General features: G+C 43.7%; 18 protein-coding genes. 10 read left to right on the top strand and 8 right to left on the bottom strand.

Translation table 11 applies throughout. The annotated features are described in order from the left end of the window. Positions 1 to 16 precede the first annotated feature (16 nt). From rffA to MNR06_RS03970, 4 genes are read left to right on the top strand one after another with little or no spacing between them, the layout of a single operon-like run. Entirely contained in the window at positions 17 to 1156 is a 1140-nt protein-coding gene (rffA, locus tag MNR06_RS03955; RefSeq protein WP_243538802.1) for a dTDP-4-amino-4,6-dideoxygalactose transaminase, read from the top strand. Further along, positions 1153 to 2040: a glucose-1-phosphate thymidylyltransferase RfbA gene (gene rfbA / locus MNR06_RS03960; RefSeq protein ID WP_243538811.1), complete on the top strand. Its 888-nt coding sequence runs from the start codon at positions 1153 to 1155 to the stop codon at positions 2038 to 2040. Before rffA ends, rfbA begins: the two co-directional genes overlap by 4 nt. 2 nt (positions 2041 to 2042) lie before the next feature. Beyond that, positions 2043 to 3029, top strand: a complete 987-nt coding sequence (rfbB, locus tag MNR06_RS03965; RefSeq protein ID WP_243538813.1) for a dTDP-glucose 4,6-dehydratase — start codon at positions 2043 to 2045, stop codon at positions 3027 to 3029. Continuing rightward, positions 3017 to 4168, top strand: coding sequence for a glycosyltransferase family 4 protein (locus MNR06_RS03970; RefSeq protein ID WP_243538815.1), 1152 nt, complete (start codon positions 3017 to 3019; stop codon positions 4166 to 4168). The genes rfbB and MNR06_RS03970 overlap by 13 nt, the downstream gene beginning before the upstream one ends. 48 nt (positions 4169 to 4216) lie before the next feature. Here MNR06_RS03970 and feoB read toward each other — a convergent pair whose 3' ends face one another. Together feoB and MNR06_RS03980 are read right to left on the bottom strand one after the other, a co-directional pair. Then, positions 4217 to 6136 (bottom strand): ferrous iron transporter B, encoded by a 1920-nt coding sequence (gene feoB, locus MNR06_RS03975; protein WP_243538817.1) that lies wholly within the window; start codon positions 6134 to 6136, stop codon positions 4217 to 4219. Beyond that, a complete protein-coding gene (locus MNR06_RS03980; protein WP_243538841.1) occupies positions 6112 to 6342 on the bottom strand; it encodes a FeoA family protein in 231 nt (76 codons plus the stop codon). The genes feoB and MNR06_RS03980 overlap by 25 nt, the downstream gene beginning before the upstream one ends. A 246-nt stretch (positions 6343 to 6588) precedes the next feature. Between MNR06_RS03980 and MNR06_RS03985 the strand changes: the two genes are divergently transcribed. Next, the gene (locus MNR06_RS03985; RefSeq protein WP_243538843.1) at positions 6589 to 7632 is read left to right on the top strand and encodes a BP74-related protein; all 1044 of its coding nucleotides are present in this window, start codon (positions 6589 to 6591) and stop codon (positions 7630 to 7632) included. On the opposite strand, the gene MNR06_RS03990 is transcribed toward MNR06_RS03985, so the two are convergent. Next, positions 7629 to 8117 carry a 6-pyruvoyl trahydropterin synthase family protein gene (locus MNR06_RS03990; protein ID WP_243538850.1) on the bottom strand — a complete coding sequence of 163 codons (489 nt, stop codon included), beginning with the start codon at positions 8115 to 8117 and terminating at the stop codon, positions 7629 to 7631. The two genes, MNR06_RS03985 and MNR06_RS03990, sit on opposite strands and share 4 nt — an antisense overlap. 29 nt (positions 8118 to 8146) lie before the next feature. On the opposite strand from MNR06_RS03990, the gene queD reads away from it, so the two are divergent. Together queD and MNR06_RS04000 are read left to right on the top strand one after the other, a co-directional pair. After that, entirely contained in the window at positions 8147 to 8524 is a 378-nt protein-coding gene (gene queD, locus MNR06_RS03995) for a 6-carboxytetrahydropterin synthase QueD (protein WP_243538859.1), read from the top strand. A 92-nt stretch (positions 8525 to 8616) separates the two neighbouring features. Further along, positions 8617 to 9588 (top strand): hypothetical protein, encoded by a 972-nt coding sequence (locus MNR06_RS04000; RefSeq protein ID WP_243538861.1) that lies wholly within the window; start codon positions 8617 to 8619, stop codon positions 9586 to 9588. Here the strand turns inward: MNR06_RS04000 and asd are convergent. Continuing rightward, positions 9560 to 10393, bottom strand: coding sequence for an archaetidylserine decarboxylase (gene asd / locus MNR06_RS04005; protein ID WP_243538865.1), 834 nt, complete (start codon positions 10391 to 10393; stop codon positions 9560 to 9562). The genes MNR06_RS04000 and asd overlap by 29 nt on opposite strands. A gap of 105 nt (positions 10394 to 10498) precedes the next feature. On the opposite strand from asd, the gene MNR06_RS04010 reads away from it, so the two are divergent. The 3 genes from MNR06_RS04010 to MNR06_RS04020 all read left to right on the top strand — a co-directional run bounded on the left by MNR06_RS04010 (position 10499) and on the right by MNR06_RS04020 (position 14355). Further along, positions 10499 to 12046 (top strand): NAD(P)/FAD-dependent oxidoreductase, encoded by a 1548-nt coding sequence (locus MNR06_RS04010; RefSeq protein WP_243538866.1) that lies wholly within the window; start codon positions 10499 to 10501, stop codon positions 12044 to 12046. A 164-nt stretch (positions 12047 to 12210) separates the two neighbouring features. Next, positions 12211 to 12516: a DUF2388 domain-containing protein gene (locus MNR06_RS04015; protein WP_243538867.1), complete on the top strand. Its 306-nt coding sequence runs from the start codon at positions 12211 to 12213 to the stop codon at positions 12514 to 12516. A 15-nt stretch (positions 12517 to 12531) separates the two neighbouring features. After that, positions 12532 to 14355: a DUF7844 domain-containing protein gene (locus MNR06_RS04020; RefSeq protein ID WP_243538868.1), complete on the top strand. Its 1824-nt coding sequence runs from the start codon at positions 12532 to 12534 to the stop codon at positions 14353 to 14355. Positions 14356 to 14435: 80 nt separating this feature from the next. Here the strand turns inward: MNR06_RS04020 and MNR06_RS04025 are convergent, their stop codons facing one another. The 4 genes from MNR06_RS04025 to MNR06_RS04040 all read right to left on the bottom strand — a co-directional run bounded on the left by MNR06_RS04025 (position 14436) and on the right by MNR06_RS04040 (position 20753). Beyond that, positions 14436 to 15323: a DUF4382 domain-containing protein gene (locus MNR06_RS04025; protein WP_243538869.1), complete on the bottom strand. Its 888-nt coding sequence runs from the start codon at positions 15321 to 15323 to the stop codon at positions 14436 to 14438. Positions 15324 to 15831: 508 nt separating this feature from the next. After that, complete coding sequence (gene icmF, locus MNR06_RS04030; protein ID WP_243538870.1) at positions 15832 to 19074, bottom strand: fused isobutyryl-CoA mutase/GTPase IcmF; 3243 nt, start codon at positions 19072 to 19074, stop codon at positions 15832 to 15834. A gap of 6 nt (positions 19075 to 19080) precedes the next feature. Then, complete coding sequence (locus tag MNR06_RS04035; protein WP_243538876.1) at positions 19081 to 19881, bottom strand: enoyl-CoA hydratase/isomerase family protein; 801 nt, start codon at positions 19879 to 19881, stop codon at positions 19081 to 19083. An 11-nt stretch (positions 19882 to 19892) separates the two neighbouring features. Next, positions 19893 to 20753 carry a 3-hydroxybutyryl-CoA dehydrogenase gene (locus MNR06_RS04040; RefSeq protein WP_243538879.1) on the bottom strand — a complete coding sequence of 287 codons (861 nt, stop codon included), beginning with the start codon at positions 20751 to 20753 and terminating at the stop codon, positions 19893 to 19895. Positions 20754 to 20822 lie beyond the last annotated feature (69 nt).

Below are 20822 nucleotides of genomic sequence, written 5' to 3' on the forward strand. Positions count from 1 at the left end.
GCTAGGATTAAACGGCATGAAAATACCGTTTAATATCCCGCCCAAGAGTCAGAACGAAGAGAAGTACATCATTCAAGCCATCGCCAACAAAAAACTTAGCGGCGAAGGCAGCTTCAACAAAAAGTGCTCTGAGTGGATTAATAAAAATCTTCCGACTTTGATGACTGTGATCACACCTTCTTGCACCTCCGCTTTAGAAATGGCGATGGTGCTTGCAGATATCGGTCCTGGCGACGAAGTCATCTTACCTTCATTTACATTTACTTCCACGGCCAATGTGGTCGCCCTCTACGGCGCTATCCCGGTGTTCGTTGATGTCGATCCGCGCACCATGAATATTGATCCTGCTTGCATTGAAAAAGCCATCAACCCCCGCACTAAAGTTATCATGCCTGTGCACTATGCGGGTGTTGGTTGTGAGATGGATAAAATCATGGACCTCGCAAACAAACATAACATCTGGGTTGTTGAAGACGCAGCACAAGGAATGTTTGCTTCCTATAAAGGAAAAGCCTTGGGAGCTTGGGGACACATGGCGGCTTTTAGCTATCATGAAACAAAAAACATCGTGTGTGGTGAAGGTGGTGCATTAACCATCAACGATCCTCGTCTAGTGAAGCGTGCCGAAATCGTGCGCGACAAAGGAACTAACCGTCAGGAATTTTTAAATGGCCAAGTTGATAAATACACTTGGCAGGACAAAGGTTCGTCCTACTTGCTTTCTGAACTTTCAGCGGCGTTTCTTTTATCGCAACTTGAAGAAGGCGAAATTATCACTAGCAAACGCATGACTATCTGGAATCAATATCACCAGGGTCTAGCGGCCTTAGAAAAAGCAGGTCGCCTGCAACGCATGGTTGTTCCTGAGGGAGCAAAGGCGAATGCTCATATTTATTATATCTTGCTGAATTCAGCTGATGAACGTGCGAAACTTTGGAGCTTTTTAAAAGAAGCTGGCATTCAATCCACGACACACTATGTGCCACTGCACTCTGCCCCTGCGGGGGTCAAATATGGTCGCGTGGAAGGGTCTATGAAAGTAACTGATGACCATGCCAATCGTTTGCTGCGCTTGCCGATGTTTGCTGATTTAAGCAGTGCTGATGCGTCTTTCGTTTTAGAAAAGATCCAGGAGTTTTTTAAGGGGACACCATGAAAGGTATTATTTTAGCTGGCGGAGCGGGCTCTCGCCTGTATCCAATGACTCGGGTTATGACTAAACAACTTCAATCAGTGTATGATAAACCGCTGATTTACTACCCTTTAAGTATTTTGATGTTGGGTGGGATTAAAGATATTTTACTTATCACCACGCCCGATGATCAGCCGCTATTTAAAAAACTTTTAGGCGATGGATCCCAGTTCGGGATTCACCTTACTTATAAAATTCAAGAAAAACCGAATGGTTTGCCTGAGGCTTTTGTTCTGGGTGAAGACTTCATCGGGGATGACCACGTCTGCTTGATCTTGGGGGACAATCTTTTCTATGGAGATTTGGATTTCTTTAGAAAAGCGATCGAATCGCAAAAGAATAAAGAAAACAGTCTGCACGGTCGCGTATTCGCTTACTATGTTGCCGATCCTTCTGCTTACGGCGTAGTCGAATTTGATAAAGAAACAAAAAAAGTAAAATCCATTGAAGAAAAGCCAGCAAAACCAAAATCAAACTATGCGGTTCCTGGTCTTTACCTTTTTGATAATACAGTTGCTAAACGCGCAAAGAGCCTAAAACCCTCCCCGCGTGGCGAAACTGAAATCGTGGATTTGATTTTATCTTACCACCACGAAGACAAATTGGGTGTGGAGATGATGTATCGTGGTCTTGCTTGGCTTGATACTGGAACACCGAGATCTTTGCTTGATGCAGCGGCCTTTATTGGTGCCATCGAAGAAAGACAAGGCTTGAAGGTCGCGTGTCTTGAAGAGGTTGCTTACCGTATGAAGTTTATCAATTTAGAGCAGTTACAACAAATTACGGCGAGCCTGCCAAAGTGTTCGTACCGCTCTTACCTAGAAAAAATTATTTCTGAGGAACTTTAGAAATGAAGAAGTGTGTTTTATTAACTGGCTGTGCTGGTTTTATCGGATCCAACTTTGTTAAGACCATCGCCTGCCGTGACGATGTGAAGGCTCAATATGACTTTGTTATCGTCGATGCTTTGACCTATGCGGGCCGCTTAAGCAATATCCAAAAAGAGCTTGATGCAAATCCGCATTTAACTTTTGTTAAAGAAGACATCCGTGACGCTCACAAAATGGATCAGCTTTTTAAGAAATATCAGTTTTATGGTGTCATTAACTTCGCAGCAGAAAGCCATGTCGATCGCTCTATTGAAAGTCCCAACATCTTTGTTGAAACCAACGTGCTTGGCACATTGAACCTGCTTAAAGAAAGCCTGGCGCAGTTTGAAAAAACTGGCAGCTTCAGATATTTGCAAGTCAGCACAGATGAAGTTTACGGAACTTTGCAGTTAGACGACCCCGCGTTCACTGAAGATACACCTATTGCTCCAAACAGTCCTTACAGCGCTTCGAAGGCCAGTGCGGATTTGTTATGCCGTTCCTTCTTTGAAACATTCAAATTGCCAGTGACGATCACCCGTTGCTCTAACAACTATGGTCCTTTGCAAGTGGAAGAAAAATTCATTCCTTTGATGATCAAACGTGCTTTAGCTAACGAAAAACTTCCGATCTATGGCACGGGCATGAACATCCGTGACTGGATTTATGTTGATGATCACAACGAAGGCGTGTGGAAAGTGTTCACAGCAGGCAAAAACGGCGAAGTATATAACTTGGGTGGAAATTCAGAACGACAAAACTTAGATGTGGCAAAAATGATTCTGAAACATTTAGGTAAACCAGAATCTTTATTAAGCTTCGTCCAAGATCGCAAAGGACATGATTTCCGTTATGCGATCAACTATTCCAAAGCACAAAAAGAACTGAACTGGCAGCCAACAGTTCGCTTTGAAGAAGAAGGACTAGAACGCACAATCAATTACTATAAGAATCTATGGGCGAAATAAAAGTACTTCATTGCATCCACTCCGTCAGCTGGGGTGGACTTGAAATTTACACTGCAGAACTTGTACAAAAGTTAGCTGAAATGGGCGTTAAACAAATGGTTTTATGCTCCGCTGAATCTCGCGTCAGTGAGCAACTTCGTTTGGGCGGCGTGGAAGTAATTTCTGTCACTTCTGATAAGATCTCTAAACTTTCGGAAGCAAGATTAATTAGAAAATTGATTAAGCGTCACGGCTTCACTCACCTACACTCCCACACTCGCTGGGATATGTGGGCTTGCGCCTTGGCTTTATTTGGGCGTAAAGACATTAAACACGTTTACAATCTTTATATGAATGCGCCTCCGAAACAGGACATGGTGCACCGCTGGTTGTTTTCAAAAGTCGATGTTCTGTGCAGTTCTTCAGAAAATATTCTGCAAGATGTGAAAAAGAACTTTCCTATTGCACCAGAAAAAATTCGTCTGGTTCGATACGGAAGAAAAACTGAAATTTACAAACCAAACCCCAGCGCACGCAAAGCCTTGCGCGAAGAAATGGCTGTCAGACCCAATCAAATCGTTTTCGGAACTTTGTGCCGAATTGACCCAGGCAAAGGTGTCCGCGAGTTGGTGCAAGCGCTAGAGTACTTAAATGATCAAGAGCTTTCACGTATGCAGCTATGGGTGGTGGGTGATCCTACTATCTTAGGTAAAAACTCTGACGGCAGTACCGCTTTTGAAGGACCTTCTAAAGAGCTGAACGATTGGATTCAAGATAAAACTGAAAATCCACGATACACACAACATCTGATTCGTATTCCTTTTCAAAAAGAATACATTTCCTACATTGATGCTTTGGATGTGTTTGTACTTGCGTCTTACAACGAAACTTATTCGTTAAGCGTTTTAGATTCGATGATGATGGGTAAACCTGTCATAGGTACCAATGCCGGGGGCACCTCTGAACAAGTGGGCCACAACGAGCGCGGTTTATTGGTCGAGCCCGAGGATGCAAAATCCATCGCCGAAGCCATTCGCCATTATTTAAAACATCCCGAAGTCATTGGTTTACAAGGCAAAAAAGCACAGGAATGGGCGCTGATGAATCATAACTGGGAAAAAACTCAAGCGACCTATTTGGACCTGTATAAATCCCTTTAAAACAAGATTTGAAATCAAAAAAAGAATGGGGCTTTAAAGCCCCATTCTTTATGGAACCCCTAGGAATCTAAGCCCCTGTACTACCACAACCACTAAAACATAGGCAGCAAGGTTGAAGGCCACAAGTTGCGTGATTGCAAATTTCCAGGAACCACTTTCACGGATCTGCACACCCACTGTCGACATGCATTGAAGAGCAATCAGGAAAAAGATCATTAACCCGATCACAGAACTTACAGTAAAGATCTTTTCGCCCTGTGAATTCACGGCCGTTCCCATTTGAGTCAATAATGATTGCTGTTGGGATTCTTCATCTGCATCCGTGATGTTAAAAGTGACTGCTAAAGAAGAAACGAAAACTTCACGAGCGGCAAAAGCCGAGATCAAACCAACGCCGACACGCCAGTCCACACCCATGGGTGCCACGACCGGTTCAATCACCTTGCCCAATTGTCCCACATAACTATCAGACAATTTTTGGTAAGGATCTTGAGCTTTATAATTAGGGAATGTCGAACCCACCCAAATCACCACGGCAAAAGCAAAAATCACAGGGCCCGCGCGCTTAATGTAAGAATACGTACGGGTCCATGACTGACGTAACAACACACGCAACTTAGGACGACGGTAAATCGGCAGCTCCATCATAAAGAAAGAATTTTCTTTACGTGGAATGAAACGACTGACAATCCCTGCCGCCAAAGCCCCTAGAAGGACCGAGCCAAGATAAAGCGCTGCTAACGAAGCCCCGGCCTTCCAGGCCGAATCGCCATGGAATAAAAAGGCGATACATAAAGCATAGACTGGCAGACGCGCAGAACAACTCATCAAAGGCACAATGAACGAAGTGATCAAACGATCCTTCGTTGAAGGAATATTTCGAGTTGCTATGATCGCTGGAACTGCACAAGCAAATCCGGATAGCAAAGGCACAAAGGATCGGCCACTCATACCTAAAGCACTGAACGGACGGTCAATCAAAGTCGCAGCCCGAGCCAGGTACCCTGTACTTTCTAAAAGTCCAATACCAAAAAATAAAATAAAAATTTGCGGTACGAATACCATGAAGGCTGCAAAACTAGTCACGACTCCATTGGCTAAGAAATCGGTCCACAAAGCATCCGGAGCCAACGCTACAACAGCTTCATTGGCTGTCGTGAACCATCCATCGATCAAATCCATGAACGGAGTCGCAAGCCAATAAACACTAGAAAAAAGCGCGCTCATAATGCCGACAAATAAAACGATGCCAAAAATAGGATGTAACAAAACGCGATCCAATTTTTCTGTCGTCGAAACAATCTTGTTTAATTTTTCCTGGGCTTTTTCGGTGAACTGATTCAAAGCCTTCTCTGCGATTTTTTCGCTTTCTTGAAGTTTAGTTTCTTGAATCTCAAACGGCCATACTTTTGGACGAATAGGTTCTTTCACCCACTGAAGTTTTTTAGCTTCAGCGACGATTTCTTTTAACCCGCCGGCAAGCAATCCATCAAATGGCAACACCGGACACGCCAGAGTTTGACTTAAGTAACCCATATCAATTTCTACACCTTCGCGGCGCAAAAGATCCGACATGGTTATGACAACCATCATTGGGAAACCAGTCTCACGAAGCTGCATCACCAACGGAAGATGACGAGAAATTTGAGTACCGTCGACAACGACGATAACACCATCCACTTTTTCTAAATTGGGATTTTCATAAAGAGCACGTAACGTCACCCACTCGTCGGCGCTTTTTGGGTGCAGGCTGTAAGTGCCCGGCGTGTCCATGACTTGAACTGAATCATCACCTAAATGTGGCGCCAATTTACCTAAAGAAAATTCAACGGTGGCACCAGGGTAATTCACTGTTTTAAAGCGCGAGCCAGTAAGCCAATTGTACAAAGTTGTCTTACCAGAATTAGGTGCACCAATCAGCGCGATGGCTTTGCCATCAACAGTTAGGCTTGTTTCACTTGAGCGCATAAAGCTTCCTCGTTTCGGAGAGCCAGAAAACTATTTTTGAAACGGATTAACAAGGGACCACCAAATGGGGCACGACCAAGAATTGTTAAGGTGATACCAATACGCAGACCCATTTCAATCAAACGCTCACGAAGTGCTGGATCACCGGAAAAACCGACAATTTCAAGCGAATGACCAGGTTTAATTTTTGAATCTAGTAAGTTCATGAAACCTCTTGAAAACATTAACCTTCTTGTTAAAGGGACGGCGCAGGAAAAGCCAACCCTTTACCCCCTCCAGGACCAATTGAAAACAAACTGAGAACGCCTAGAATACCCTTTAAAAATCGTACATCCTTTCATATTGGGGGGCTTAAATCTGAAACCCTTTGTAGGCCCTGCTTAATACTCTTCGAAAGTCCTGATTTCTGTCCTTCAGCTTAAGTTAAACCCGACTGGACCGATCTAAGTCTTATGGATTTAAGTAAAGCTATTATTTACGGCATCATGCTACTTTCTTCGACCTCAATGGCCTCCGAGATCGTCTATTCCACGGGCTTCTGTGAGCCCTCGGAAATGACCGTCACAATCAAGAATAAGACCCCAGAAATGCAACGGGCTTGGAGCCAAGTACGAATCGATGATGAAATCCAAGAGCAGCACTTCGACCTTGCAGGCGGAGCGCAAATCCAAATTCCCGGGGACCGATTTCTTAGTGGCAAACAGGGCTTCGCTTTTAAAACTTGGGATAAGAAAAGTCTTTCAATAACTGCCAGTTGCGCGGGGTCTTTAAATTACCCGTTAACGGATACGACCTCGCCAGAAGTGACTCACTATCTTCCAAGCGGAATCACAACTGTGAAATTGCAACTGATGAATCTTTTCCTTAAAGCCCAAACTGTAAAACTGCGTGGTTATGGAAAATTTGGAAATCTTTTAGAACAAAAAGAAATCACCATCGAGAAGTATTATGATACATCGGCGTTGAAATGGAACTTTTCTGAAGAAGTCCTGCGCCTTGAAATTATCGGCGAGCAAAGACTTCATTCGCTTTTAGTTTTCGAAGAAAAGAACTTAGAAAAAATCAGCCCGGCTCTTCCTAAAATTGTTTCCTTCAGCCCGGCCGCAGATAAAAACTATTTTATGGTTTCAACGAAAGGACCGAACCCCGAAGAATCTTTTGTCATTGCGTTGAGCGATTTACAACAAGTCGCTACGGCCCGAGAACAAATTCAGAATAAACAATTAGAAAAAATAATCGTGGCACGCATTGAATTGGGCCACGGTGGGTATAACAGAGCTCTTTCAGCGAAGGACAAATCCCCCTATTCATGGTCGGTTTATCACGTGGATGCGTTTGCTGACTTTGCGCACATTGATTGTGACGGCAGCCCTGATTTAACAGAAGAGCGTCTGCCACAAAAACTGAGTGAAGGTGGCGGCCGTATTTGTTTTTGGCGTTATAGAATTATTAAAGAGCTATCCGCTGAAGAGGTCGCTTTCGGAAAGGTGCGCTAGAAGGGTGCTACTGTCGAAGCGCCCTGCCCGCGGGTTTCTTCGACATACACTTTCACTTTAGCGACGCCGTACTGTTTGAATTCACCATAGAAGTCTTCTGCTAAAAGACGCGAAAGCTGTTCCACACTGGTGTTTGAAACCGGCAACAACAAGACTTCACTTAAAGGAAAAACATAAAAACGATCCCTGAAGGTCACTTCTAGAGATTTATCCGTTTGATTGAATTTCATGTCAGGATGTTCCTTGGGAAGCAGAACTATTTCGTCCCATTGGTCCAAGCGCCGTTTGATATATTTTTTAAAAACATTAAAGTCCATGAAGTAACCATCCCCGTGCAGCTCCTTATCTGTCGGAGCTTTAATGTCCACACGCACCTGATAATTATGACCGTGCAAGCGTTCGGCATGCTTTTCGTCGAAAATCAAAAAGTGAGCGGCTGAAAATTTGAAATTTTGCTTTGCTAAATGCAAGGTGGTCGTGGACATAGTTACCTCAAAGTGGTTATATCTTTAGCATGAAATTCGAACTGAAGCAGCATTTTCAAATTGAGTCAGCCCGATTCCTTCCAAATTTACCGAAAGAGCACCCCTGCAGCCGTATGCATGGTCACAGCTTTAAGATCATCCTTACCCTCGTGGGGAATCTTGATCCACAATTGGGCTGGGTGATTGATTACAATGACATTCAAGCTAAAATGAAGCCGCTCATTGAGCAGCTTGACCATCGCGTACTAAATGAAGTCGATGGACTTCCCAATCCGACTTCTGAGCTTTTAGCAAAGTGGATCTTTGATCGTGTCGTGCTGACCTTACCAGAAGTCATCAGAGTCACGGTTCTAGAAACTCCTTTCACAGAGTGTTCTTATCCCGCTCACATGTTAGCAGGCATATAGTAAGCCTTTCCCTTGTTTGCTATCATGTTCCCTAAGCAATCCTAGTTTTTGATCATGACAATGCTATTTTTAAGCCTTCCTAGAGAGGGCTTATGCATTGGCTTTTGGTTCTCTTCTTTACTTTTTCATTCAGTCCCAGTTTCGCTTCTGAATTAGAACTGATTTTTTATAAAGCTCCCCGTCCCTTGGATTGGTCAACACCAGGTTCTTTGGTTCGTTCAACTTTAAAAAACTCTTTTGCGCGAATCGAAGGTAGAAAATATCCCCACCCCATTTCCCATGTAAATGTTCGTTTAAAATGTGATGAAGACGAGCAGCATTTTGTCGGCATGACTTCCGATAAATCAACCGGTTCTTACTTAAAAGATTTCCTATTAAAAGGCATTTCGCTTGATACTTTTTTGATCAACGTCAAAGGTCAATTCATTGAAAAAGAAAAAGCTCTGCAGTGGCTTCCGTACTTAAAACAAAAAGGCTATGTGCGAACGTTAAAGATTCTGCTAAATCCAGGGCAGTGCTTGCGCGCACAACGCTATTTGAAAATCTATAAAGAGCTAGGACAAGAAAAAATCTATGGAGGTCTTCGTTCCCACCCACTGCGCGGCGAAGGCGCAGGTTGTGCTGCTTTTGCGGTGAGCTTTCTACAAGTCTTAAATCTTTTTCCTGAAGAACTTAATCAGGCGTGGCGACGAAAATTAAACGTGCCTTTAGAACTCTTGTCCTTTCAATCTCACCGCGCCAGCATCGGGTTTATAGGGTATTTGCGAGGCAAGGATCGTCCTTGGGCCTATCCTTCTGAAGAACAAATTCAAATGCAGTTTTGGGATCCAGAATTAATGTACAATTGGGTCGCAAAGAAAACGACGAAAATGACTTTAAAGTGGGATGTTAGACAGTATCGAGCAAGTGAGGAACCACTCTTTTCCCATTCACGAAAGACCATGGAAACAACGGTGCAATATCATTTGCAGAATTTGGGACGAAGACTTAGCCGGGAAGAAATATTAAACACTTCTTCCCGTACTTGTCGTTTATTTAGATTTTGCCGGTCAAAGGCGCATTAACTCTGACAACAGGGCCTAGATCCATCTTGCCTTCATACTTCTGACGGAAAGCTGGTGGATATAACATCACAACCGTAGAGCCCATACGGAACATTCCCAGCTCCGCCCCTTTGTGGGTCAGAATTTCTGGCGTGTATTTTTTGTGTTGGAAGATATGCGGGCCTTTTTGATTTCCTTTAATGGATTCATCAAAGCTAAGGCAGATATATCCCACGTTCGTGGCACCTACAAACATCACGCCTACAGGGCCAAGCTCCGTTTGAATTTCAATCAAAACGCGCTCGTTCACCGTGAAAAGATCTTTAATGTTTGTAGTACTCCACTCATTCACTGGCCATAACTGACCCGGCATATAGCGAACATCGGTAATTTCGCCATCGACTGGTGAATGCACACGGTGGTAGTCGGTGGGGCAAAGATAGTAAGTCATAAACATACCACCAGCCCATTTTTTTTCAGCCTCAGGATCTTGGGTAAAACCCTTAAGGCTGTAGGTGATCCCTTTAGCTTGAATCAAAGTTCCGCCATCAATTGCGGCACATTGGGTGATCTTGCTGTCAGCTGGGTGAACGGCAAAGCCTTCACCGATCGGGCGAATGCCTGATTTTAGGCGGCGAACGAAGAAATCCCCGATAGAAGTGTATTCGTTATAAGACTTTTCAGCCTCATCCAAATTGATATTATACATATTCGCAAAGGACTTAATGGATAGGTTGGTCCACCATTTAGGACCTTCCCAATGCATGAGATGCCCCATCCAGCGACTTAGACGACGTTTCGGAAGAATTCTTGTTATTGCTGACATAGAAATCTTTATAACGCTACTTCCGGGCTTTGTCACCCCTCCCGCCCTAAGGTATTATCGCATAAAACTCATTTGGCGTTTAAAAATGCCCGGAGGCCATAGTTCATGTCGAAGATATTCCAAAATATCGAAATCCCTATTGATCAAGATCTTGAAGAAAAGTTGCAATGGCTGATGCCGGAACATGGCCCCTATAGAATCCTCCGTCAAAGCGTGGATGCGCGACGTTCTCACTCACCTCACTTCGTTTATTCTGTCGAAGTTGCTGAAAAAGGTGAGACTTTAAATATTCCCGAGTTCGATTTAGAAAAAATTAATAAACCTCAAGACCGCCCCCTTATCGTCGGCACTGGACCGGCTGGCTTGTTTGCCGCCTTGCGCTTTGTTGAACGTGGCGTGCCTTGCGTTCTTTTTGAACGTGGATCCGATAGCGGAGAGCGGATAAAAGGCATCAATCAATTCTGGCGTTATGGAAAATTAGACACGCGCAACAACGTTTGTTTCGGTGAGGGTGGCGCGGGCTTATATTCTGATGGAAAATTAATCACTCGTATCAAGTCACCGCACATTCCTTATGTGATGAACCGTTTAGTACAATTCGGCGCACCAGCGGAAATTCAGTGGCTATCAAATCCCCATGTGGGATCGGACCGTATTCGTCGCGTGATCCCTAAGATGCGAGAGTTTTTAAAAGCCAATGGTTGTGAAATTCATTTCAATACCCAAGTGACTGAAATTCTTTTTGAAGGAAAACAAGTTGCGGGAGTCCGTACTGAGCACGGCACTGAATTTAAATCTCCACATGTGGTCTTAGCGACAGGTCACTCTGCCACCGACATGATTGAACATCTTCATGAAGCAGGAGTTCACCTTGATGGTAAGTCTTTCGCCATGGGTCTTCGAGTCGAGCACTCGCAAGCTGCCATTAATAAAATCCAATATCGTCAGTTTTCAGAGCATCCTAAATTAGGTGCTGCGAACTATAAACTTGCTCATCACAACAATGACACTGGTATCGGCGTTTATTCTTTCTGTATGTGCCCGGGTGGTTATGTGCTTTCTTCAGGCACGGAGGCCGACGGTATCGTTGTTAACGGAATGAGTAACTACAATCGTAACTCTCCGTTTGCGAATGCGGCTATCGTCGTCAGCATTGATCACGGCAAGAACTTTGGTAAAGACACCTTCGGTGGAATGAAGCTGCGTCGCGAGTTAGAGACCCGAGCTTATCAAGCCATCGTGAAACAAGGTGGAAGCCGGGAGTTACCGGCACAAAACCTAATGGACTTCCTTTACGGCACTAATTCAAAGACCGGCCCAAGGGCTTTGCGTGCGGGATCTTCCCCATCTGGTGCTTTAAACGTGCGATTGGATGAGTTATTACCAAAAGAAATGCGTAACCGCATTCGCGAAGGATTTGAAAACTTTCAAAGAAGCATGAAAGGGTTTTTGACTGAAGACGCCCAAGTTTACGGGGTTGAATCAAGAACCAGTTGCCCTGTTCGAGTGACTCGCAATGAAGAATCTTTGCAAAGTATTTCCCATGCAGGACTTTATCCCGCTGGGGAAGGTGCGGGGTATGCGGGTGGGATCACCTCGGCTGCTTGTGATGGCATTCGCATCGCCGAAAAAATTATTGAACTGATTAAATAGTCCGGACGTGTCCGATTTTTTGACAAACGAAAAAATTGTACACGATCCGTTGCTCATAGAATTACAAAGCTTAAATCAAGCAAATAGAATTTGCTTTAGTACCCTCAATTTGAGAAATCGTTCTTCCTTTAAAAAAACAAAACAAAATATAAAAAAGGAAAACTATGAAAACTCTTTTTTCATTGATGGTTGCTGCACTTATCAGCTTTTCTTCTTCAGCGTTCGCGATTACTGAACAAGAAGGCGCTGCCCTTGCGGAGTGCACTGTTCTTTTAACTGCATTGTCTGCTGGCGATGACTTCAAACAAATCGTTTTGCACGCTCAAGAAGACGCTGCCAACTTCATTATGTCTGAAGGTAAGGACGCTAAGTCAGCTCAGTTGAAAAAGGCCTTCGATTTAGTTCGTTCAAGCAATCCTAACTTGAAAGTATCTGATCTTGAATTAGCTCAGGCGATTTTGGATCTGTAATTTTCTAGGGCCGTCATGAAAACTAAAAATCACTTCAAAAAATTATTTTTCTTGGCGGTCTTATTACTGGCGCCCGCAGTCACGATAGCCAGTCCTGTTTTCAAACTTCCAAACAGTCCAAAGACCAAACATCTAAATGACAGTTTAAAATCGATTTTTTCCCAGGCAGAAACATTATTGCCGGCAGAAGTTAAAAACGTTTTACCAAAACCCATTTTAGTTCGCTTCGAGCGATTCCACGACGATAGCTTTGTTGGAAAAGCGGAAGACCATAATTCATTAATTTTGAACGAAAAACTGATTCCTGAAATTTTAAAAGGCGAAACTAATTCTACTGTTACCGGACGTCGCCATGGAAATATGTATCGCGAAATTCTTGCCACTATCTTGCACGAAGCGACTCATCTTTACGAAAGAAATCTAAAACACCCCCCTTCAGAAAATCGCTATTTTCTAGCTTTAGCTGGTTGGCCGCCAAAATTAACTACAGGCACCCCAAAGAATTTTAATGGATACACCGTTCGATCCGTTGATCTTTATGAATTAAAAAATCCAAGGGAAATGCTTGCTGTTAATATGGAGTATTTTCTATTAGATTCCGAATTTAAATGCAGAAAGCCATCGCTTTACCGTTTTCTAAAGGATTATTTTAAACATATTCCGTTTGAAAATCCGGCATGTACGACCCACTTCACTTTTATGAATTCCATTTCCCGTGAAGATGTGCCGTTTATTTCCATAGATCCAAAACTAGTTTATCAAATTCACTATTTGATGGCAGGTCCGGGTAAAAAAACTATGAGCCGCTGGGGCCATACCTTCTTAAGAATCGTAACCTGTGATCCAGAACGGAAAGCCGTAGGACCTGAGTGTCTTAATGATGTTGCTCATCACGTGGTTTTTTCATTTCGTGGATTTGTCGATGATTTCGTCGTGGATCAACTTAAAGGGATTAATGGCAGCTATCCATCTCGCCTCTTTGTTTTGTCCATGGGTCAAATCATCACAGAATACAATAAAACTGAAATGCGGGACCTACGCAGTTATCCCATGCAGCTTTCAGAAACTAAAAAGCTTAGATTACTTGAAAAGATTTTTGAAACCCATTGGACCTACGATGGCAAGTACAAGTTCTTTTCAAGCAACTGTGCCATTGAAACTTTAAATCTTCTTAAAGGTGCCCTTCCAGATACCGATCTTATCAAAGCACGCGCGTTGACACCCAACGGAGTTTTAAAGGATTTAGCTAAGGCAGGTTTTATTCAATATACCGGTGATTTTTCAAGACGAGAATTGATCGAACGCGGTCTGCTATTTGAATCCTATGCCCAACGTTTAAATCAGGCCTTGGATATTGCAGGAATGAGCCGTATCGTAGGGTACGATGATTATCTGAAATTAAAAACTTCCTACCTTAACAGGTATTTTCCTGCGGACCTTTCGCGCAAAAAAGCAGCTGCCTTTTATATCCTAGAATCAGCACGACAAAGAAAATACAGAAGTCGGCTGTATAATGTCGCTGTAAAGTCAGCAATGCAGGCAAAATCTGAAGGAAGAAAAAGTAGACTTGGCGACACTCCCACAAAGAATCTAGATTTAGCACGCTACTTTGCGTCCCCAGGGGCATCCCTTAATCAGAGGGGTTACGGAATTCCATCCCTTGAAGAACTTCAGAATTCAGCTTCAGATGTTTTAGATAAAAGCAGTTCAGGAAAGTTCTCTGAAACGGCCTTGAAAGAAAGCGCTAAGAACACAGAGTTTTCGTTTTTGGCTGAAGAACTGACTTTAATAGAAAATAATTTAGCATTTTTAAAAGAACGAATGAAAAGCTCTAAATAGGAAAACGAGCCCCCATGAAGGGCTCGTTTTTAAGCTTAATCGTCCCTCGACGTTCCCAGCAAAGCTCGATGCTGGTTAGCTTAAAGAAGACTTTCCAATTCAGATTCAGTTACTACTGGGATTGCACCGTCAACGATCGGAGTATAATCCCAACCATCATCTTCAGAAGAGTTTTCTTCTGGATCAGTCACTAGTTCTTCACCGCCCGTGTTATCACCACCAGTTGAAGTGTCACTGCCTTCATCTGAGCCAGTTTCTGTGTCCGAACCGTCATCTGAAGGAGTGCATGATCCAGTTTCACAACCAGGATTTGCTTGGTTGTCATCACCATCGCCAGAACCATCATCTGATTCTTCGTCATCTACTACGATGGGTGCTTTGTAAGCTGACTTCAACTTAAGCACTGGTTTTAACAAGCAACCACCGTTACCTTGAACAACCACTGATTTATGGGCATCAAAGTCCACAAGAATGTTGTACTGGTGACCTGCTTCGAAAGCGATCTTATTAGTTAAGATGATTTTCACACCGGTTTTTTGAGCACTTGGAGTCTTAAGCTCACAGACTTCATCATTCGTCTTAACTGCATAGTGACCTTCAGATTTTAAAACCAAACGAATCTGCTGAATTTGAATGCCTTCGGGCGCTTCAATATCTTGCAATGGCATAGTCACACCATTTTGCAACTTCAACAAATCCACAGGTCCTAATCCCTTAGCCAAAATCAAACGTCCTTGTTTGCCTTTACCTGCTACGAGCACTTCCATATGATCGATATCAACAACTACAGATTTCACTTCTTTATTAGGGGCATCTGTAAGGTTGAACTTTACTAAAGCTTTTTCGCTATAATTTCCCGCTGAAGAACTGGAAACATCCGAAGTTCCAGTTTCTGATTGCCCCGATTGGTTACATCCCACCAAACTTGCAATCCCGAACACACCCATCAACAATAATCTCTTACTCATCCTACCCTCCTGGCAGTTGATTTAACTCTTGAGACTAAAGTTACACCCGATTTGCAAAAAACAAAAAAATACCCTCTATGAGCCATTCAAAATGGGAGCACTGTAAAAAGCTTGGACAATATCTAAAACATTCCCTAGTCAAAAAACGAAAAATTCTGAGCCCATTCCACAACCCATGTCAGCGAGTTTTGCAGAATGAAAAACAAAGAAAAAAAAGAACTTAAAAATTTTCGCTAAGACACTGATCAAAAAAATGAAAAAAAGAGCGTCCCCGAAGGGAAGCCAAAAAAGGCAGTCAAAAAAGCGGAGCCCGAAAGGGCAAGCCCAAGAAGCGGCCCCCAAAGGGGCAGCGCGCCCTGAACTAAGAAGGAGGGCCGATCAAAAAGGTTCGAGCGCACGGCGGAGGATCTCGGCTGCAGCGGAGGCGTACCCGTAGGGTACGTTGGAGCGTAAGCCGAGACCGCACAACGCAGTCGATCGGGCCTTTTTCATCGGCCCGATCAGCGCGCTAAAGGTTGCGACGGTATTGGCCACCCACTTCGTACAACGCTTGTGTCATTTGATATAATGAGCAATGCCTTGCCGCAGTCATAAGCGCAGCGAAGATGTTTCCACCATTCAACACAGTATCTTTTAGCTTTTGAAGTTCACGCTCCCCTTGGGAAGAATGGTCCTTTTGATACTTATGAACGTTATCAAGCTGCGCATTTTTCTCTTCATAAGAAGCACGGGCTAGCTCAATCTTAGGTGGCACATAGTCCGTAGCCATTGTCTTAGGATCAATGAACGTATTCACACCAATGATCGGCAAAGTGCCATCGTGTTTAAGTCTTTCATAATATAAAGACTCTTCTTGGATTTTAGAGCGTTGGTATTGAGTTTCCATCGCACCTAAAACACCACCGCGTTCATTGATTTTCTTAAACTCATTTAGAACTGCTTCTTCAACTAGATCCGTCAATTCTTCGGTGAAGTAAGAACCCTGCATTGGGTTTTCATTCATCGTCATACCGAATTCACGGTTGATGATAAGCTGAATCGCCATGGCACGACGAACCGACTCTTCCGTCGGAGTCGTAATTGCTTCATCATAAGCGTTCGTATGAAGACTGTTACAATTATCATAAAGCGCAATCAAAGCCTGCAAAGTCGTTCTGATGTCGTTGAAGTCAATTTCTTGAGCATGCAACGAACGACCTGAAGTCTGAATGTGGTATTTCAATTTTTGAGAACGATCGTTACCTTTGTAAAGGTCACGCATTGCCACAGCCCAAATACGGCGGGCCACGCGTCCTAGAACTGAATACTCAGGATCTAGACCGTTACTAAAGAAGAACGAAAGATTCGGAGCAAAGTCGTCTACTTTTAATCCGCGGGCCAAATAATATTCTACGAAGGTGAAGCCGTTAGAAAGTGTGAAAGCCAATTGTGATATCGGATTCGCACCCGCTTCTGCAATGTGGTATCCGGAAATAGAAACGGAATAGAAGTTTCTGATTTTGCTGTTAACAAAAAACTCTTGAATATCGCCCATCATCTTCAAAGCGAAGTTGATAGAGAAAATACAAGTGTTCTGACCTTGGTCTTCCTTAAGAATGTCAGCTTGAACCGTCCCGCGCACTTGTTGCAGTGTCCAGTTCGCTGTTGCGGCCCATTCTTCAGGAGATAGCTTACGACCCAGCTCCGCTTCTTTCTTTTCAACTTGCTGATCAATGGCCGTGTTGAAGTAAAAAGCTAGAATCATCGGTGCCGGACCGTTGATGGTCATACTGACGGAAGTATTTGGATTGATCAAATCAAAGCCCGCATAAAGCTTTTTCATATCTTCCAAAGTACAAATACTTACGCCGGACTCACCGACTTTACCGAAGATATCCGGACGCTGATCAGGATCCTGTCCGTACAAAGTCACAGAATCAAACGCGGTAGAAAGACGATGCGCGGTTTCACCCTTAGTTAAATAATGGAAACGGCGATTCGTACGTTCAGGGGTGCCTTCACCAGCGAACATACGCTTCGGATCTTCATCAGCACGTTTTAATTGGAACACACCCGCCGTGTACGGGAATTCGCCAGGAACGTTTTCTAATTTTAAATATCTAAAGCGATCACCCCAGTCTTTAAACTTAGGAACCACCACGCGGCGAATTTTTGTTCCAGACAGTGATTCACGCACCATAGGTTGGCGCAATTCTTTATCACGAACTTTAAACACCAATTCATCGCCAGAATAAGTTTCAATCAACTTATCAAAACCCTGAAGTTGATCTAATTCATCAGAAGTAAAGTCTGCAGAAAGTTCTGCTTCGACTTTTTTAACTGAATCAGCAGGCGCATTTAATAATGGAGCGACCTTTTTAAGCCCCCCCAGTTGCGACGCTTTTTCCGCCAACACCTCTGTACGTTTTTTATACTTATGAACCGTATTAACGATTTCAGCTAGATAGTTTTGGCGATCCGCTGGAATGATCACATGCTCTTCAGCCGAAAGAATGTTGGACTTAAAGTGGGCATCCACTTCCCATTTCTTCGCCTGACGGGTTTCAAGGATGTCGGCAAGCTTAAAGAACAATTTGTTCACGCCGCCATCGTTGAATTGCGAAGCTTGAGTTAAAAACACAGGAACTTGCGTTTTTTCATCAAAAATTTTGCGCGAGCGTTTGTACTGCTTCGTCACATCTCGAAGAGCATCCAAAGCCCCACGGCGATCGGCTTTATTGACGGCAATCAAATCCGCAAAGTCGATCATGTCGATTTTTTCTAACTGCGACTGGGCCCCGAAGTCCGAAGTCATAACGTACATAGAAATATCACTGACTTCAGTGATGGCCATGTTGCCCTGACCGATACCAGAGGTTTCAGCAATGACGAAATCGAAGTCCAACTGCCGGATGAATTTTAAAATATCCGGCAATGAAGAGGCGATCTCACGACCTGAACCACGGGACGCGACAGAACGCATGTACACGCGGTTGCGTGACAACGAATTCATACGAATACGGTCACCTAGCAAAGAACCGCCGGTTTTTCGTTTTGATGGGTCCACGCAGATCACGGCGATCTTTTTATCTGGATAAGCGTTTAAATAACGCTGAACTAGTTCATCGATCAAAGAGGATTTACCAGCACCACCCGTACCCGTAATACCTAAAACTTGTGGTTCACCCGTCTTTGCTTTGAAAGATTGCAAACCATAGGTTTCTAAAGAAATATCTTTTATGCCATTTTCAATAGCACTTAAAGCCACACCCAATTCCACAGAAGGTATGGTGTCGCCAGCAAAGATGTTCTTCTTAGTTTTAAATTCTTTTTGTTTTTCTAGGATATCAAAGTCACAACCACGGATGATCATTTCGATCATGCCTTCTAACCCCAACTTACGCCCGTCATCCGGGTGAAAGATCTGAGCAATGCCGTAGGCTTCAAGCTCCTTTTTTTCATCGTGGACGATAACGCCGCCACCGCCGCCATAGATGCGCACGTACCCCGCGCCCGCTTCATCAAGAAGGTCCTTCATGTATTTGAAGTACTCCATGTGGCCGCCCTGATAAGAACTGATGCAGACACCTTGCGCGCCTTCTTGTAAAACGGCTTTCACCACATCACTGACCGAGCGATTGTGACCTAGATGAATAACCTCAGCGCCCAGGTCTTGCAAAATTCTGCGCATGATATTGATACTAGCGTCGTGGCCGTCAAAAAGAGCGGCTGCAGTCACGATACGAATAGGATTCTTTAAAGCATATGCCATAGTGATCTATTGACCTTTAAATTGAGGCTTTCTTTTTTCAATAAAGGCAGTAGTGCCTTCTTTAACGTCGTCAGATGTGAAAAGTTCCGCGAAGATTTTCGCTTCATTTTTCTGAGCTTCTTCCACATCTAAATCCCAAGCTTGGTTGATTGAAATCTTCGCCGATCCAACAGCGATAGGAGCCTTAGATAAAATCGCCTCCACTGTTTTCATTACTGTTGAAATCAGATCCGCTTGAGGAACAACCTTATTCACTAAACCCATAGTCAATGCTTCAGAAGCGTTGATCATGTTGCCTGTGTAGGTAAGTTCGCGAGCACGTCGTTGACCGATAGCACGAGCCATTCTAACGGTTCCCCCGAAGCCTGGAATCAATCCCAAAGAAACTTCTGGAAGACCAAACTTTGCGTTTTCAGAAGCATAGATAAAATCACAGCCCAAAGCCAATTCACAGCCGCCGCCTAAAGCAAAACCATTAACAGCAGCGATCACGGGGATTTTTAGCAAAGTCAGCTCATGGAAAATACTTTGACCGCGTTCAGCGAACGTCAAAGCTTTTTCTTCATCAAGCTCATTGATTTCTTTAATATCAGCTCCGGCCACAAAAGCCTTTTCACCGGATCCAGTGATGATGAGGGCGCGCGCATCTTCATAGGGCATTTCCCCGATTTGACGAAGAGCTTCGCCCATTTCATTTAATACTGTTGAATTCAAAGCATTCAAAGCTTCAGGACGGTTGACAGTCAGCACCCACACGCCTTGAGTTTTTTGTTCTAACAAAATTGTTTTGTAGCCGTTGTTACTCATATATTTCTTTCTTACTTGGCAGCGTAGTTATAAAAACCACGGCCTGTCTTACGACCCAACCAACCAGCTTCGACGTATTTTACTAGAAGCGGGCATGGACGGTATTTTGAATCACCCAAACCATCATGAAGTACGTTCATGATCGCTAGGCACGTATCTAGACCGATGAAGTCGGCCAAAGTCAAAGGACCCATTGGTTGGTTTGTTCCCAATTTCATCGCAGCATCGATAGACTCTACTGAGGCAATGCCTTCATGAAGAGTATAAACAGCTTCATTGATCATCGGCATAAGCACGCGATTCACGATAAAGCCCGGCATGTCTTTAACTGACTCAACGAAAACTTTATCCATTTTTTCAGACAACGCTTTTACCGTCGCAAAAGTTTCATCAGAAGTTTGCAAACCACGGATACCTTCAACAAGTTTCATCAAAGGAACTGGATTCATAAAGTGCATGCCAGCGACTTTGTCTGGACGTTTTGTTACGCCAGCGATCTTTGTGATAGAGATTGAAGAAGTATTTGAAACCAACAACGCTTCTGGTTTTACGTTAGCGTCTAGGTCTTTGAAGATTTTAAGTTTAAGGTCGATATTTTCTGTCGCTGCTTCGATCACGATATCGCAATCTTTCAAAGCGGCCGTTTCTTGCGCTGTCTTGATGCGACCAAGAAGAGCCGTTTTATCCGCTTCGCTCATCGCATTTTTTTTGATCAAACGATCACAGCTGCCAGCGATTGTCGCGATTCCTTTTTCAAGAGCTGCTCCGCTGACGTCCAACATGATGACGTTAAAACCGAAGTTCGCCGCTACTTGTGCAATTCCATTACCCATTTGACCTGCGCCGACGACGCCGATTGTTTTGATGTCCATATACCACCCTGCGTTAGTTAAACTATATTCAACGCCATACCAGTACTTTACTTTAGGCCAGAGGTCAAA

The organism is Bdellovibrio reynosensis, from assembly GCF_022814725.1.
In the GTDB taxonomy this organism is placed as follows: domain Bacteria; phylum Bdellovibrionota; class Bdellovibrionia; order Bdellovibrionales; family Bdellovibrionaceae; genus Bdellovibrio; species Bdellovibrio reynosensis.

Coding starts and splice junctions, on each gene's coding strand:
- rffA (WP_243538802.1), top strand. CDS start 17: ATGAAAATACCGTTTAATATCCCGCCCAAGAGTCAGAACGAAGAGAAG.
- rfbA (WP_243538811.1), top strand. CDS start 1,153: ATGAAAGGTATTATTTTAGCTGGCGGAGCGGGCTCTCGCCTGTATCCA.
- rfbB (WP_243538813.1), top strand. CDS start 2,043: ATGAAGAAGTGTGTTTTATTAACTGGCTGTGCTGGTTTTATCGGATCC.
- MNR06_RS03970 (WP_243538815.1), top strand. CDS start 3,017: ATGGGCGAAATAAAAGTACTTCATTGCATCCACTCCGTCAGCTGGGGT.
- feoB (WP_243538817.1), bottom strand. CDS start 6,136: ATGCGCTCAAGTGAAACAAGCCTAACTGTTGATGGCAAAGCCATCGCG.
- MNR06_RS03980 (WP_243538841.1), bottom strand. CDS start 6,342: ATGAACTTACTAGATTCAAAAATTAAACCTGGTCATTCGCTTGAAATT.
- MNR06_RS03985 (WP_243538843.1), top strand. CDS start 6,589: ATGGATTTAAGTAAAGCTATTATTTACGGCATCATGCTACTTTCTTCG.
- MNR06_RS03990 (WP_243538850.1), bottom strand. CDS start 8,117: ATGTCCACGACCACCTTGCATTTAGCAAAGCAAAATTTCAAATTTTCA.
- queD (WP_243538859.1), top strand. CDS start 8,147: ATGAAATTCGAACTGAAGCAGCATTTTCAAATTGAGTCAGCCCGATTC.
- MNR06_RS04000 (WP_243538861.1), top strand. CDS start 8,617: ATGCATTGGCTTTTGGTTCTCTTCTTTACTTTTTCATTCAGTCCCAGT.
- asd (WP_243538865.1), bottom strand. CDS start 10,393: ATGTCAGCAATAACAAGAATTCTTCCGAAACGTCGTCTAAGTCGCTGG.
- MNR06_RS04010 (WP_243538866.1), top strand. CDS start 10,499: ATGTCGAAGATATTCCAAAATATCGAAATCCCTATTGATCAAGATCTT.
- MNR06_RS04015 (WP_243538867.1), top strand. CDS start 12,211: ATGAAAACTCTTTTTTCATTGATGGTTGCTGCACTTATCAGCTTTTCT.
- MNR06_RS04020 (WP_243538868.1), top strand. CDS start 12,532: ATGAAAACTAAAAATCACTTCAAAAAATTATTTTTCTTGGCGGTCTTA.
- MNR06_RS04025 (WP_243538869.1), bottom strand. CDS start 15,323: ATGAGTAAGAGATTATTGTTGATGGGTGTGTTCGGGATTGCAAGTTTG.
- icmF (WP_243538870.1), bottom strand. CDS start 19,074: ATGGCATATGCTTTAAAGAATCCTATTCGTATCGTGACTGCAGCCGCT.
- MNR06_RS04035 (WP_243538876.1), bottom strand. CDS start 19,881: ATGAGTAACAACGGCTACAAAACAATTTTGTTAGAACAAAAAACTCAA.
- MNR06_RS04040 (WP_243538879.1), bottom strand. CDS start 20,753: ATGGACATCAAAACAATCGGCGTCGTCGGCGCAGGTCAAATGGGTAAT.